Below are 14,898 nucleotides of genomic sequence, written 5' to 3' on the forward strand. Positions count from 1 at the left end.
CAGGGTACTTCTTCAACGCTGACGTAGATGTTAGCTACGGAGGCACGTTGGCCGCGTGACAGTGAGCTATGCTGGAGATTGGGGTGACGAGGCTGATCAAGCCTTCCAACAGTACCAGCCTGATCAATTACGGCGAGAGCTACCGGTCCGGAGATCGCATCAGCCCCTCTCTGCATATGCACGCGGCCGCCTGAATTGCCGATTTCGCTCAGCTGCTGCTGAATGGCGACGGCTTGCGGCGCATTCAGGGCCCTCTGCGTCTCCGCTGGCCACAACAGCGCTGGTGAATGTTCATTGTTGGGACGACTCACTCGGGTGGCAGGTGGTTGCCCTGGTCAAGCTCATCCGGCGAAGGGCGGATCTGCTGTTGGCTGGCAGCCAAGACTGGGGGCGGCGGCCCGAACTCCGGCGTCCCAGAGCTTGCGAAAGCCTCCGACACGCTTCTGTTGAGGTCATCCCGTCCAGCGGGCATCCCTGGATCGCTGAAAAAAGACGAGGCGGCTTGATGATCCTGCCCTCGCTGAAGCACCTCGCGAAACCCCTGTTCCAGTCGCAGAAGCTCCTCTGGACCGGTAGGCGGCTCGTCAGCTCGACCATCGAACAGCGGCCGGAGCGCCTCGGACACGTGCTGCTCAAAGCCCACTCGCCGGGCCTGGACCGCTTGCCCGTCTTCCAAGCCGGCGTCCTGCACCTGCGACAAAGCTGTTACACGGGATGGATTTTTTCGCGGGGTCCACACCAGCCTCATCAAACTGTATCGGCAAAGTCCTGCGCCAATTCACACTGCGGGTCATCGAGTTGAGATTCTACGGAGAGCGCCTCCTCTGCTCCCGTCAAGGGCGCCGGCTCCGGGAGGGCGCCTGTCTGGCTTTCAAAGATGCGTTTCAGAATGCGATCCGAGAAATAACGCACCTTCCTCAATTTTAATGGTGGCAGACCTTTGATAAGAACAATCTCGTAGTCGTCATCGAGCAGCCGAACCTGTTCGGGACGCAATAGCGGTGCACCTTGATGTGAATTCTGAATGGTCCAGTCGAACGTTCGCGCCTGGCTGTGGGAAATCGATTTGGCTTCAAACGTGTATTCACCGATGGCCTTGGAAATGTAGTTCGGAGTCTCGTCATCAGCCGTGGCCATGAACACTTGCAGTCCGGTATTGCTGAGAAAATTCTGCTTGCCAGCCTCTCCATAAGCCCCCGTCAGTGCCGAAAGGCTTTGGATGATGAGCATGAAACGCCCCTTGTAGCCCGCGATAGTCGTGATTGCGGTCTCGATCGCCTCCAGCTTACCCAAGTGCTTGAACTCGTCGAGCAGGAAGAGAACCTCGTGCTTTTCATCCCGACGGGCCAGCGACCGCTGCAGAATTGAAACGATTTGCTGAAAAAACAAGCGTATCAAAGGCGCGATCACCTCAAGGTCGTTCGGACCAACGCAAAGATAGATGCACGTTCTGCGACGGCGAAGATCATAGACCGAAAAGTCCGAGCGACTTGTGGCCGCCTTTACAGCGGGATCCGCCCACAGGTTGAGCCCGCCATCGCCGAGCACGGAAGTGTAGGAGGTTAGGATTTTCGTATCGTTCCCCGCCATGTCGTCGAAGATGCGTTGTGCCTCTTTGTTCTGGGTCTCCATGGCGAGTCGCGCGAAGAGCTTAAACTTCTCCCCCGGCTGGGCGAAGAGGTCATAGACGGCGCCGATTGTTGGCGTGCCCCGCTCGATGCAGGCAAGGATTCCCGCGACAAAGATATCTCGCGCGCCGCTGACGAAACCTTCCGCGCCCTCCCCCTTGGCCGTAATCAGGTTTGCGGCCAAGCGGCGGGCTTCGGTGAATTGCTGCTGTGGAGGCAACGCTATAAGATCCAACAGCGGATTGTAGCAGTTTGTGCGCCGCTCCGAATCCAGCGGCGCGAATTTAAACACGTCGTCACCTGCGGCTTTGCGCGCCCTCGAGGTGAGCTCAAAGAGCTCCCCCTTGACGTCCAGAGCTATCACCGAGCCTTTGAATGTAAGTAGCGTTGGAATGACTATGCCGACGCCCTTGCCAGCGCGGGTCGGTGCAACGATGAGGCTGTGAGGCTGCTCGCCATTGGTCAGGTAGTAGCCAGGCCAGAAAGGGCCACTTGTCTTCCCAAACACCGGCCCTGTCACGCCACGGTATCGTCGCAGATATCCCGTGCGTCGCATTTCATCCACTCGAGCCCAACGAGCCGTCCCGTGGTGTTCGAGCTTGCGGCGCAATACGATCTGCTGAATCAGCAAGACGACCGCGGACGTCGAGAGCACGATAGCCGCGCCCCGATAGAAAACGGGGGTTGCGAAACCCAAATACAAGGGCGTCTCAAACCAAAAGGCACGGACATCAAACGCCATCAGAGCCTCGCCGCTGCCGCCGTGGCGGAAGGTTGCGTAAAGACTTGCCGCACAGAAGCCCACGGCGAGTGAGCACGCGATGCTAATGGCTATGTTGGGGGGCGTCGTTTTTGTTGAAAGCATTGTTCCATTGCCGGATTAGCCGTAGCTAATGCTGCGCGTGCTTCAGAGACCGAACCGGCGTCGCGCGATGTCGCCGCTCGACAGATCGATGCCGCAGTGGGTGGTGCGATGCTTGCAGCGCATCACCCGGCAGACGTGGTTTTTGAAAGTTACACTAAGCAGGTACGTCAACGGCCAGCGAATTGGAAACGGCAAGGCCGTAAACGGATTTCGGGAGAGAAAGCGTCACTGTACCATGGCCGAGACCTCAACGGCCGGAGCGATCTCTGCTTCTGGTGGCCTCCATTAGGTCCTCTCGGGCGTGATTGAAGGCGTGGTTTATGGACCGCCCGATTTGAGCACCCCGCTGCAGCTGTTCATAGGAGGTTTGCGGGCCTACTGTATCACGGACTGCAGCCTCAATACCTGCTATGTGGCCGTCCAGATTCGCACTCCGTTCCTCTGCTGCATGCTGCGGCGGCGGCATGTGCGGCAAGATGTCTTGCATGCCGGGAAAAACTGAGTGAGCTTGGGCCTGTTGATTTGCGTCTAACTGGGGATACATGTTGAGAATAGCATTGGATGCCATGTTTCTGACATTGCCATCCGGATCAGAAGAAGCCAATCCAATGGCCTGATCAAGAATGCGAGATTTATTTTCGTCAGTAAACTTACTGAAGTGTGGCGCAACGTAATAAGCTCCGAGAGCTTGCGACGGCGGATCCATGTTGCCAATGCGATTAACAATAGCATCTTGCAGCCCTGGCGTTAGGTAATCGCCTAGATTACTGGCCGCTCCGACTTTCTGCAATGCTATGTCATCCGTGCTGTACCCCAATTCGGCTGTTAATGTCGCGGCCAGATTGATGGCTGATCGTCCAAGCCGATTGGTCCGCCTTTCAAATCTCGCGAGGTCGGTTTCTGGCCCGGGTTGAGTGCCCCGAACGGCTGTTCGCTCGTGCGTCCCGAGGCCTTTGAAGCCCCCAAGATTTCGCGCTGTATCGCGCGGGTTAGCGGTTACCAGCCGTTCTGCAACATCGCTCAATGGCCCCTCTGGAACGTCACGGAGGCTACTGCTCCCCACGCCTTGAGATGATCTTGCAGCTGCACGTGCCCGTTTGTTATCGCGATCCATTGCTCGCCTCCAAAGTAGTTATTCTACCCAATGAGGTTACCACCGAAGCTTGACCTGCTAAACCGATATGATGTTACAGTTGTAGTATGGCAAAGGGTTCCCAGCTCTGTGGGTCTGCCAAGTGCCCGTCCAAGCCGAAGAAAATACGATGAAGCTGGCATCAAATGCGATGTGAACTGCCCTGGGCATTCCGGAGGCCGTTTCGTTTGAGTCACGCGGCTATGGCTGGTTCATCCAACATGGCGTAGTAGCGTTCCTCGGCTTCGGCCGGCGGGATGTTGCCGATGGGCTCCAGCAGCCAGCGATTGTTGAAGCAGTCGACCCATTCGAGCGTGGCGAACTCGACGGCCTCGAATGAGCGCCAGGGTCCGCGTCGATGGATCACCTCGGCCTTGTAAAGACCGTTGATCGTTTCGGCGAGAGCATTATCGAAAGAGTCGCCGACACTGCCCACTGCGGGTTCGACGCCGGCCTCCGCCAAGCGCTCGGTGTATTGAATGCTGACGTGTTGGGCGGATTCAACCGGTCGTCGCAACACCAAGGGATTGGAGGTTGCAATGACGGTTCACCAACGCGCTTAGATCGGTGCACTCGAAAGAAGCTGGATTCGCCCGGGCGTCCGCCTGCCTGGCAGCGTGAGAATCGCTTCCGGTTCTGGCAAGCTATTGCCTTGGGACATTCGAGCGAGGAGGCCGCACTGGATGCCGGTACATCAACGCCTCTTGGTCCGCGCTGGTTTCGGAGTGCAGGAGGGATGCCGCCAACGCATTTGGCGCCGTGGGCGAAGCCGCCTTCGGGGCGATATCTTTCTTTCGGGAGCGCGAGGATATTGCGCTTGAGCTTGCCAAGGGAATCCGCATCCGGGCCATTGCTCGTAAGCTAGGTCGGCCGCCGAGCACAATCTCGCGGGAGGTCAGGCGCAATGCCGCGACGCGCAGCGGCAATCTGGATTACCGGCCAGTGCCGCCCAATGGCACGCCGATCGTGAGTCCCGCCGGCCTCCTGGCAAGCTGGCGGTCAATCCGGCTCTGCGTGAATATGTTGAGGAGCGCTTGGCCGGCAAAGTCACCAATCCCAATGGCGCCTCATTCGAGGGCCCCAAGGTGGGTATGGAAAAAACGACAGAGCCGGAGGTGGTCGGCAGCCTGGAGCCCCGAGCAGATCGCTAAATCGGCTTCAGATCGATTACCCAGAGGATCAAACCATGCGGATCAGCCAAGAGACGATCTATCAGTCCTTGTACATTCAAGGACGCGGAGCATTGCGCCGAGGACTTACCGCATGTCTGCGTTCAGGCCGAGCGTTGCGCGTACCGCGCGAACGGGCCCGAGTTCGCAACAAGTCCTTCGTTGGAGACGCCCTTATAATAAGCGACCGTCCGGCCGAAATTGCCGATCGGGCTGTCCCCGGACATTGGGAAGGCGACCTCATCCTTGGCCTCGGAAGCTAGGCGATCGGTACGCTCGTGGAACGAAGTTCACGCTTCACAATGCGTGCTTCACCTGCCGCGCATGCATGGCTATCAGCAGAGCATGCGCATCAAGAACGGTCCACCACTTGCCGGCCACGGCGCTGAAGCAGTCCGCAGAGCCATAGCCCGATCCATGGGCAAACTTCCCGAGCAACTGCGTCAGTCGCTGACTTGGGACCATGGAGCGGAAATGGCGCAGCAGCCGACCTGCGCATCGACACCGGGCTCGAGATTTTCTTCTGCGATCCCCAAGCCCGTGGCAGCGAGACTCCAACGAAAACACCAAACGGCTTGCTGAGACAGTACTTTCCAAAGGGCACGGATCTCAGTCGGCACACAGCCCGGGAACGGGACGCAGTCGCCCATGCTATCAACACAAGACCGCGCAAAACGCTCGGCTGGAAAACACCTGCCGAACTCCTCGACCAACTCCTTGGTTGCGACGATCCGGTTGAATCCGCCTTGGCTGCCTCTATCGCTGTGATGGATGAGCCCGCCTCCCTGCACGGGCCGCCGATCATGGAGAGCCTGTTCCAGGGCATCGAGAACGAAGGCTGCATGCGCCGTCCGGCTCACCCGCCAGCCGACGATCCGACGGGCATAGGTGTCGATGACAAAGGCGACATAGACGAAGCCCGTCCAGGTCGCGACGCAGGTGAAGTCGGAGACCCGCAGCATGTTCGGCGCGGAGCAGTGGAACTGGCGGTTGACGTGGTCGAGAGGGCAAGGTGCGGCCTTGTTGCTCACCGTAGTGCGGATCGGCGGACGATGCCTTCGAGGCCCATGGCCTTCATCAAGCGGGCAACCGTGCAGCGGGCGACGTCGAAGCCCTCGCGACGCAACCGCCGCCAGACCTTGCGAACGCCGTAGACGCGGAAGTTCGCCTCAAACCGTCGGACCTCATCCTTCGAGGCTGTATCCCATCTTGCCCGAGCCGACAGCCGGCAGGGGTCGACGCGCTTGGCGACATGGTCGTGGTAGGTCGACCGGGCGATCGGCAGCACCTTGCAGATCGGCTCGACCCCATGCGCCTTGCGGTGAGCGTCGATGAACGCGATCGTGGCCTGAACCGGCGGTCGAGCTTCGCCTGGGCAAAATACGCGGAAGCCTTGCGAAGGATCTCGTTGGCCTGGCGAAGCTCGCGGCTCTCGCGTTCCAAAGCCTTGAGTTTCGTCGCCACATCCGTAGGCACACCGACTTGCACGCCACTGTCGCGCTCGGCCTTCTCCACCCCCTCATGCAGCGTCTGCGCCGTGCAGCCGATCTTGGCGGCGATCGATGAAACCGCCGCCCACCGCGACGTATGCTCGCATTCGTGATCCAGAACCAGCCGCACCGCGCGGGCCCGGACCTCGGGAGAGAACTTGTTGGTCGTCTTGCTTGTCATGGTTCCACCTTCTCAGGAGTTGGAGCCTCCGATCAACCCGGCGCGGTTCACAACAAGGGTCACGGATCAATCTGGGCGGGAACCCTAGAGAATCAGCCCTCAGAGCCTTTGGTAATAGACCGACCCCTCGCACCTGTTTGGGCTGGGTGTACAAGTCAGGTTTTCATCAGGTTGGACGAGTATGTCTGGCAGCCAGAGCGCGACCACTTCCGTGCCCGCCCGCTCGTCTGGCAGACACACAAAGTAGAAAGATATGCCGTCAGCTACAAGCAGCGCCATCGTTTCCTACCGCAGATCATCGCCCATCCGGTCTGGCCCTCCTTCAGGTCCCCTTGAGCCTGTGTCTCGTCGAGGAAATGGCCCGGGAGCGGGATCGTGGTTTCGTATGAGACAATCCGCCGGTTGCGGCAACAAATGCGGTCCGCATACGGAGCCATTACGTCGCGGCACTTGATATTGCAGTGCAGCAAAGGTAGAGGGCCGCCCCTTATCGGAGTGTCGTCCATGGCCCTTACCAATGCTGGTAGCGAGGCAGAACCCGTCGAACAATCGAGCCATCCCGAAATCGAACAGCACAGCACCAAGGTGCTGATGCTAGGCGCGCTCGGCGTTGTCTATGGCGATATTGGCACCAGCCCGATCTACGCGTTCCGTGAGGCGCTGGTGGCGTCGTCGGGCGGCAATGTCGCCGAGCGCGGCGATATCCTCGGCGTGCTGTCGCTGATCATCTGGTCGCTGACTATCATCGTCACCATCAAGTACATCATGTTCGTGCTGCGCGCCGATAACGGCGGCGAGGGCGGCGTGCTGTCGCTGATGGCGCTACCGCGCGGCAGTTTCCCCAAGCGGTCGGCGGTGATCCTGGGCATCGGCATCGTCGGCGCCTCGCTGTTTTTCGGCGACGCGGTCATCACGCCCGCGATTTCGGTGCTGTCGGCGGTCGAGGGTATGAACGTCGTCACGCCGACCTTCCAGCCCTATGTGGTGCCGCTGACACTGGTCATCCTGGCCATGGTGTTCGCGGTGCAGCGCTTTGGCACCGGCGGGGTGGGATTGGTGTTCGGCCCGGTGACCGCCGTATGGTTCCTGGCAATTGGCCTTTCCGGTCTCAACCACATCATCGCCGATCCAGAAATCCTGTGGGCGGTGAGCCCGCACTACATCGTCGCCTTCCTGATCAATTCGCCCGACGTCGCTTTCGTGACCATCGGCGCCATCTTCCTCGCCGTCACCGGCGCCGAAGCACTCTATGCCGATCTCGGCCATTTCGGCCGCAAGCCGATCGTGCTGGCCTGGCTGGCGATCGTGTTTCCCTGCCTGCTGCTCAATTATGCCGGGCAAGGCGCCTTCGTGCTGGCCAAGAACGGCGTCGTCGGCCATCCATTCTTCGAGATGAACGAAGGCTGGACGCTGATCCCGATGGTGGTATTGGCAACCGCGGCGACGGTTATCGCTAGCCAGGCGGTCATCTCCGGCGCCTTCTCGCTGACCCGGCAGGCGGTGCAGCTCAATATGCTGCCGCGCCTCGAAATCCTGCACACGTCGGAACGTCAGTCGGGCCAGATCTACATGCCGCGCGTCAATCTGTTGCTGGCGTTGGCGGTGATGTTGCTGGTCGTCGGTTTCGGCGAATCGAGCAAGCTGGCCTCCGCCTATGGCATCTCAGTGACCGGCAACATGCTGGTGACGACGGTGCTGCTGTTCGTCGTCATGACGCGCATTTGGAAATGGCGCCTGTGGGTGGCGGTGGCGATGACGGCGGTGTTCGCGTTCATCGACATCGGCTTCTTTGCCTCCAACATCGTCAAGGTGTTCGAGGGCGGCTGGGCGTCGCTTGCGGTGGCCTTCACCATCGTTCTGGCGATGTGGACCTGGGTGCGCGGCAGCCGCTATCTGTTCGACAAGACCCGGCGCAACGAAATCCCGCTCGATTTCCTCGCCGGCAATCTGTTGAAGAAGAAGCCGCAGCTGGTGTCCGGCACCGCCGTGTTCCTGACCAGCGATCCGCAAAGCGCGCCGACAGCGCTGATGCACAGCCTGAAGCACTACAAGGTGCTGCACGAGCAGAACGTCATTCTGTCGGTGGTCACCGCGCCGCAGCCGCTGGTGCCCGACAGCGAGCGGGTCAAGATGGAGACAGTCAACGAGTTGTTCATGCGGGTGACGCTGACCTTCGGCTATATGGAGCAGCCCAACATTCCGCGCGCGCTGGCGACCTGCCGCAAGCAAGGCTGGAAGTTTGACATCATGACGACATCCTTCTTCCTGTCGAGGCGCTCGCTCAAAGCCTCGCCCAATTCGGGCATGCCGGTGTGGCAGGACAAGCTGTTCATCGGCCTGGCACGCACGGCCGCCGATGCGACCGAATATTTCCAGATCCCGACCGGACGCGTCGTCGAGATCGGAACGCAAGTGACGATTTAGGGCATGCCGCGGTTGAGAAGAATCGGTGCTGTCACATTGATTGAGCGGTAAGGAAATTCAGGTAGCAGCGCGCCCGGCACTGTAAGTTTCAGCGGCTTGATGCAGCGATAGCTGGCCGGGACGGCTGTCACGCTGTGGCGACACAATGCATGGCGGCGTTACGCAGGTCTCGATGTTGAGCCGATGACAGCGCATTGCAGGGAAAGTGGAGCAGGTCGGCAATCGGATCATGGATGGAAACGAACCGCTGAAGCTGGCGTGCCGACTTGAAGCGTTTCATGATCCTTTCGCGTCGTCGGGCCGCTGGTGCGAATTTTCCGCTCGATAATTCAGGCCTGTGTGCGACCGGTGTTCGACGCCGGGCATGAGGTCGCGCATGGCGGCATCATAGGATCGGAGCTTGTCGGTGATCATGATCCGTGGTGTCCGCCCTTGAGCCTTCAACTTGCGCATCAGACGCTTTGCCGCCTTGGCATTTCGGCGGCTTTGTACCAGCACTTCGAGGACGAAGCCGTCCTGATCGACGGCACGCCAGAGCCACTGCTTCTTGCCACTGATAGCCACGACACATTCGTCGAGATGCCATTTGTCGCCCAGGCAGCCGGCTGACCGTCGCTTGATCTCTCGGGCGAAATTCCGTCCGAATTTCTCCGCGCAGCTTCGAACGTTCTGATGCGTGACGATGATGCCGCGGGCCGCCAGCATGCCTTCAACCATGCGCAGGCTGAGCGGAAAGCGAAAGTAGAGCCATACCGCGTGCGCAATGATCTCGGGGGAAAGCGGTGGCGACCATAGAGCGGACCACGAGCAACTTCTGACATGGCCCAATGTACGCACATCTTCATAGCTGTCGGTTGACTTTACGGTGCCGCGCCAAGCGAGCAGCATCCGGCCGGCGGGGCCGACCCCGTCTCCCGGCCGTGAGCAGAACGGCATCGCGCAGGGGCCGCTTCATCCTCGACGCGGCCAGCCTGCTTTGCCGTTACCGCCGCCGCCGAAAGCGCCAGGCGTTGCCGCCAGGCGCCGGTCCGCCGGCAGCGGTTCGTCTCCACCGATGCTCCGATTGCCAACCAGTTCCACTTTCCCCCAATACCTGCGTAACGCCGCTATGCAAATCTGGAATAAAATCGCGTATGTCGCCGCAGCATGACAGCCGTGCCGGCCAGCTATCGCTTCATCAAGACGCTGATATCTTTACAATGCCCGCACGCCTCTCGCGCGCCAACGGCCAGTCGGTGTCGCGAATTGAGGCGCGCTGAAGCCGTCCGGCTCAGCCGATCATGGCGCTTCGGTTGCCGGGTTCGAGGTCGTGGCCTCTGCCGCTGCGCGATTCTAGCATTTGCGCCTTGGAGAGCTCTGCTTCAGCCTCGGCGAGGCATTGCGCGGCTGCGGTTCTCTGCCGCAGAAGGTCCGATTGCGAATTCTTGACGTTGTCACGACGTAGGCGAGCGGCCTTGGCGAACGTCGGATAAGCGAAATGATTGACATCGGAGATGCCGGCCTTCGTTTCCTCGGCGTTTATCTGGAAGTCCAGTTCTCGCGCCATGCGTTCGAAATCGGCAATCATGATGTCTAGCTGGTGCAACTGTCGCCGCTTCTCATTCACCTGAAATTGCTTCAGTCGGACCAGATTACCTCGTGGCTTCATGACTCGGTACTCCGGTACCCATTTCGTCCAATCAAACCGCTCTCTCCCCTTAACGTTAGGCCTACAGCGACTCTCAGGTTTTCTGCTGCGAGCGGAAACATATTTTCCAAAATCCTTGGCCGATGGCTATGAGTTCAATGGCATCGACAAGCATGCGAGCGGGGGACTTAAGGGGCGGTAAAAAAAGGCGGAATAGGGCGATTTTCACAATGTCTGCATATGAACGCGTTGAGACCTGCGGCGGGCTTGACACACAAAGCAATAGTCAAGATTTGCGACATGGACGCCGGGGGGCATGAATACGCCCGCCGTCAGCTACACGCCCCCCGATTTCCGCCGCCTATTATCGCCCACGCGGTCTGGCTTTATTTCCGGTTTCCGCTGAGCTTGCGCCTGGTTGAGGAAATGCTGCTGGAACGCGGCATCGTGGTTTCGTATGAGACAAGTCGCCGGTGGGGCATCAAGTTCGGGTTGGACTGCGCTCGCTGCTTGCGCCGCAAGCCGCCGTGCCGGAATGATGTCTGGTACCTGAACGAAGTGGTCGTCACCATCGCCCGGCAAAAAGCTTTGGTTGTGGCGCGCCGTCGACCAGGATGGATATATGCTGGACGAAATCGTGCAAAACCGCCGCAACACCAAGGCCGCCAAGCGCTTGCTGACGCGGCTGTTGAAGAAGCAGGGGCTCGCGCCGAAGCGCATGATCACCGACCAGCTGCGCTCGTATGGAGCGGCAAAGCGACAGGTGATGCCGGACGTCAAGCACCGGTCGCACAAGGGGTTGAACAACGGAGCGGAGAATTCCCATGTGCCGCCGCGAAAACGGGAGCGGATGATGCAGGGGTCCGATCGCCGGGAGGCCTGCAACGCTTCGTCTCGACCTTGTCAGCCCTCCGCAACCTCTTCGTCCCGCCCCGCCCCAAACGTTCTGCTCTCGCCATACATGTTCATCGCCTGCAAGCCATCGCCGAATCGAAGGCCGTGACTGGAACGCCCGCATGAATTCTGCAGCAGCAGCCCTCGGCCGGCCAATTTCAGACAACGTGACAAGCCCGGCCAACAAGCCTATGTCGTCAAATCGCCAAAACCGACGCGCGGGCAAAAAAGCCGAATTCCTCCAATGCCGCGGCGAGGTTTTGCTCCGTCAGAAGCTCCGCCGCGGACCGGGCTGATAGCCCGCGCCCGGCGAGCAGCACATGCCGGCGGGCCCGGCATTGTCGCCCGGTCGTGTGAGCAGCAGCACGGCGTCGCGCAGCGCGGCCTCGTCCTCGGTGCGGCCCGCCTGCCGCACCGTCGCCGCGGCCGCGCCGAGTGCGAGGCGCTGCCGCCAGGCGCCGGCCCATTTTTCATCCCGGCGCACGACCGCATCGAGCGTGGCGATCGCGGCGCCGCATGCGATCCCAGCATCTTCAACGGTTTGCGCATCGGGGACTGCCCGGCGCAGCGAGGACGGCACCGGTGCCGCGAGAGCGGACAGCCCGACCCCGGGAGACGCGTCGGTCCCAAGGGTGCGGAGGGAGATCATCCATACGATCGGCGCCCCGGCCAACGCCGATGGCCACGTTGGTGATTTCGCTTTCTCCGACGCCGCGAATGTCTAAAAAAGACGGGGGGCTACCGCCTGGACCCTCCGCTTCAACACCAAGGGCCTCAAGGGCGACCAGGGAGATAAGGGCTGGTCAATCGTGCCCAGCCTCGTCGTGGACGGGGCCAGACGTGTTTTCCAGGTTGCTGACTGGGTAGGCGGCACCGGGACCAAGCCCGCTACCGGCGACTACATCGGCGCGACGGGCCTCACGGCTATCATGGCTGACGCGGTTGACGTGCGCGGCGCCGCTGGCACCGGCACCGGTGACATGGAGAAGGTGGACTACGACACCAACGCTGATGGTAAGGTCACCGCCGCCGATATTGCTGACAGCGCGCCGTGGGCCGGCATCACGGACAAGCCGGTGACGTTCCCACCAGCGGCCCACTCGCACGCTGACGCAACCACTGGAGCTTCCGGCTTCATGTCGGGCGCGGACAAGGCCAAACTCGATGGTGTCGCATCAGGTGCCACCACCAATGCGACTGATGCAGCGCTGCGCGATCGCTCAATCCACACCCGCACCCAGCTGGCCACCACGATCTCGAACGTCTCAACAGCAGCCGACGCGCGCATCAGCGCTGCTGTTGGTGCCTCGGTCCAAGCTTACAACGCAGCTCTGATTGGCACGACCGGCACCTTTACGACCGCCATGAGTGCCAAGCTTGGCTTCATCACGGTTACCGGCAACGTGGACCTGGACGATCTGCGCGCGAAGGTGCTCGGGCTCGATCAGGCGATTATCCTCAAGGGCACCTGGGACGCCTCTGTTGGCAGCTTCCCCGGCGCTGGCGTGGCCCAGGCCGGCTTCACCTACATCGTCTCGACCGGTGGCACCGTCAAGGGTCAGACGTTGCCAACGGCGATCGTATCGTCGCCAACGCCGCCAACGCCTCGGCCACGACCTTCGCAGCCAACTGGTTCAAGGAAGACTACACCGACGCCGTGCTGTCGATCGCAGGCCGCACTGGTGCTGTCATTCTGACCGCCGACGATATCAGTGACGGCACGACCAACAAAGCCTAAACGGCGACGGAGAAAACGAAGCTCGCCGGTATTGCGTCGGCCGCGACCGCCAATGCTACCGACGCGAGTTTGCGCGATCGTTCGACCCATACCGGCACCCAGCTGGCCGCCACGATCTCGAACTTTGCCGCCACGGTCATCACCGCGGCCCTGACGGGTCTGTCGACCGCCACGGGAGGCGTGATCACCGCGGCCGACACGGTGTTGTCGGCACTGGGCAAGCTGCAGAAGCAGATCACCGATCTGACGACGACGGTTAGGGGCAAGCTTGGTGCAACCGCTCAGGCCGTTGACAGCGCAAAGCTCGGCGGCGCTTCGATGGATCAGACTGGAACGGCCGGCACGGTCACTCAGCGCGATGGCGCTGGTGATATCACGACGCGTTTGTACCGCTCGACCTACGCCACAGGTGCCGACGCTGTGACGAGCTTCGTCGGTCGCGCGTCGAGTGACGGCACCGGGGACAATTATCGTCCACCGCAGTCCATTGCCCAGACCAAGGCGCTTCTCGGCGTCGGCACGATGGCAAATCGCAGCGTCACGATCTCGGCCGCTGCCCCTTCTGGCGGCGTGGACGGTGATTTCTGGGTGCAGCCGTAATGGCCCTTTACGTCAAAGCCTCCGGGGTCTGGGGGGCGGCCAGCGCCGTCTGGGTGAAAATCTCAAGCCTCTGGACCAAGGCTCGACAGGTCTATGTGCGCAGCTCGGGCGTCTGGGAGAAAATGTTCCCGATAGATCTGGTGGCACTCACGAAGACTCGACTGCCACGACCGTTTACACCCACACCAGCATTCCGCTTGTTGTCGCGCCACACGCTAATCGTCGTGTCATCGTGACAACTGAGACCACTGACACCGAAAGTGCAGTGACCGTCAACAGTATGACGATTGGGGGTGTGGCTGCCACCCTTCTCGCTCAGGTGGAAAGCATCTTCAATTCTGGTGTGGTCTATCTGTCAATGTGGTCAGCCCTCGTGCCAACCGGTACGACGGCAACGATCGTGACCACGTATAGTGAGAGCGTGTTCCGTGACTACATGTCGGTCTATACGACCACCAATTGGGATGGTGTGGTGGGCACTGTTGCCTCTGACAACAATTCAACGGGTGGCCTGACAACGACCGTCAGCATTGGTGCCCTGGGCGCAGCGATCGCAATTGCGGGCAACGCCACCAATGGGGGCATCGGCACTGCGACATGGACCGGGCTGACCCAACAGTTCTCAAACGCACCAGTCACGAATAGAAACCACAGCGGAGCAACGGCCCAAGCTGGCCTCACCGTAACCTGTGCCTACAGCACTACTCCAGCACTTGCCGCACTGCTGGTGGTTCCGCTTAACATGTCCTGACCAGGCCAGGGGTGCGCAACTCCTGACTGGCGACGGCGTCGGCGACATGCCTTACGGACTCGTATTGCCAGAGCTTGTAATCGTCGACAAACCAGCCAAGTCGGCTCTCGATCGCCGTAGCAAGCTCGTTATAGTCGAGGCTGTGGAGGCCGAGATCCCGCATTCGGGTTGTCATCGACACCTCTACTTTTTCGGCAACTAGAGCGTTGAGGGTTTTGAGAACCAGTTGTTCAATTTAATGTCATCACTAATACATGCCTTTTGCTTGCAGATTCAGGTAATGCAACCCTGATCGGGGCGCAACCCCCAAAGCGAGGTGTGCCGTTGAAACATGTTCTTGTCATTGACGATGATGCCGCAATGCGGCGCCTCATCGCCGAGTATCTCACGATGCATGCC

At 60.4% G+C, this 14,898-nt stretch carries 9 protein-coding genes, 7 pseudogenes and 1 other annotated feature; of the genes and pseudogenes, 7 read left to right on the forward strand and 9 right to left on the reverse strand.

Annotated features, from left to right (window positions below):
• Nucleotides 1-747: 747 nt before the first annotated feature.
• The 3 genes and pseudogenes from virD4 to NKI88_RS30885 form a co-directional block, all read right to left on the reverse strand.
• Entirely contained in the window at nt 748-2,493 is a 1,746-nt protein-coding gene (virD4, locus tag NKI88_RS30875) for a type IV secretion system ATPase VirD4 (protein ID WP_352659168.1), read from the reverse strand.
• Between the two features lie 247 nt (nt 2,494-2,740).
• A complete protein-coding gene (locus NKI88_RS30880; RefSeq protein ID WP_352515483.1) occupies nt 2,741-3,517 on the reverse strand; it encodes a hypothetical protein in 777 nt (258 codons plus the stop codon).
• A 301-nt stretch (nt 3,518-3,818) separates the two neighbouring features.
• Nucleotides 3,819-4,121 (reverse strand): annotated as a pseudogene (locus tag NKI88_RS30885) (integrase core domain-containing protein); the annotation flags it as partial.
• 30 nt (nt 4,122-4,151) lie between these two features.
• Between NKI88_RS30885 and NKI88_RS31890 the strand changes: the two are divergent.
• Nucleotides 4,152-5,513 (forward strand): annotated as a pseudogene (locus NKI88_RS31890) (IS30 family transposase); the annotation flags it as partial.
• Nucleotides 5,514-5,540: 27 nt separating this feature from the next.
• Here NKI88_RS31890 and NKI88_RS30900 read toward each other — a convergent pair.
• A pseudogene (locus NKI88_RS30900) lies at nt 5,541-6,465 on the reverse strand (IS3 family transposase); the annotation flags it as partial.
• Nucleotides 6,065-6,181: a sequence feature (AL1L pseudoknot), on the reverse strand. Its footprint overlaps the pseudogene before it by 117 nt.
• A gap of 504 nt (nt 6,466-6,969) precedes the next feature.
• Here NKI88_RS30900 and NKI88_RS30905 point away from each other — a divergent pair.
• Nucleotides 6,970-8,889, forward strand: a complete 1,920-nt coding sequence (locus NKI88_RS30905) for a potassium transporter Kup (protein ID WP_352659170.1) — start codon at nt 6,970-6,972, stop codon at nt 8,887-8,889.
• Nucleotides 8,890-9,016: 127 nt separating this feature from the next.
• Here NKI88_RS30905 and NKI88_RS30910 read toward each other — a convergent pair.
• The 3 genes and pseudogenes from NKI88_RS30910 to NKI88_RS30920 form a co-directional block, all read right to left on the reverse strand.
• Nucleotides 9,017-9,710, reverse strand: a pseudogene (locus tag NKI88_RS30910) (IS6 family transposase).
• A 49-nt stretch (nt 9,711-9,759) separates the two neighbouring features.
• Nucleotides 9,760-9,959 (reverse strand): annotated as a pseudogene (locus tag NKI88_RS30915) (DUF1403 family protein); the annotation flags it as partial.
• 200 nt (nt 9,960-10,159) lie between these two features.
• Nucleotides 10,160-10,537 carry a flagellar export protein FliJ gene (locus NKI88_RS30920; RefSeq protein WP_352653415.1) on the reverse strand — a complete coding sequence of 126 codons (378 nt, stop codon included), beginning with the start codon at nt 10,535-10,537 and terminating at the stop codon, nt 10,160-10,162.
• 279 nt (nt 10,538-10,816) lie between these two features.
• Here NKI88_RS30920 and NKI88_RS30925 point away from each other — a divergent pair.
• Nucleotides 10,817-11,536 (forward strand): annotated as a pseudogene (locus NKI88_RS30925) (IS6 family transposase).
• Between the two features lie 142 nt (nt 11,537-11,678).
• Here NKI88_RS30925 and NKI88_RS30930 read toward each other — a convergent pair.
• A complete protein-coding gene (locus NKI88_RS30930; protein ID WP_502909510.1) occupies nt 11,679-12,059 on the reverse strand; it encodes a DUF1403 family protein in 381 nt (126 codons plus the stop codon).
• Between the two features lie 160 nt (nt 12,060-12,219).
• On the opposite strand from NKI88_RS30930, the gene NKI88_RS30935 reads away from it, so the two are divergent.
• The 3 genes from NKI88_RS30935 to NKI88_RS30945 all read left to right on the forward strand — a co-directional run bounded on the left by NKI88_RS30935 (nt 12,220) and on the right by NKI88_RS30945 (nt 14,499).
• Entirely contained in the window at nt 12,220-13,107 is an 888-nt protein-coding gene (locus NKI88_RS30935) for a hypothetical protein (RefSeq protein ID WP_352659172.1), read from the forward strand.
• A gap of 110 nt (nt 13,108-13,217) precedes the next feature.
• Nucleotides 13,218-13,748: a hypothetical protein gene (locus tag NKI88_RS30940; RefSeq protein WP_352515487.1), complete on the forward strand. Its 531-nt coding sequence runs from the start codon at nt 13,218-13,220 to the stop codon at nt 13,746-13,748.
• A gap of 265 nt (nt 13,749-14,013) precedes the next feature.
• Complete coding sequence (locus NKI88_RS30945) at nt 14,014-14,499, forward strand: hypothetical protein (protein ID WP_352659174.1); 486 nt, start codon at nt 14,014-14,016, stop codon at nt 14,497-14,499.
• On the opposite strand, the gene NKI88_RS30950 is transcribed toward NKI88_RS30945, so the two are convergent.
• Nucleotides 14,486-14,680, reverse strand: coding sequence for an acyl carrier protein (locus tag NKI88_RS30950; RefSeq protein ID WP_352659176.1), 195 nt, complete (start codon nt 14,678-14,680; stop codon nt 14,486-14,488). The genes NKI88_RS30945 and NKI88_RS30950 overlap by 14 nt on opposite strands.
• Nucleotides 14,681-14,823: 143 nt before the next feature.
• Here NKI88_RS30950 and NKI88_RS30955 point away from each other — a divergent pair.
• Nucleotides 14,824-14,898, forward strand: a pseudogene (locus tag NKI88_RS30955) (DNA-binding response regulator); the annotation flags it as partial.

Source organism: Mesorhizobium sp. M0317 (genome assembly GCF_040321555.1).
Lineage (GTDB): Bacteria > Pseudomonadota > Alphaproteobacteria > Rhizobiales > Rhizobiaceae > Mesorhizobium.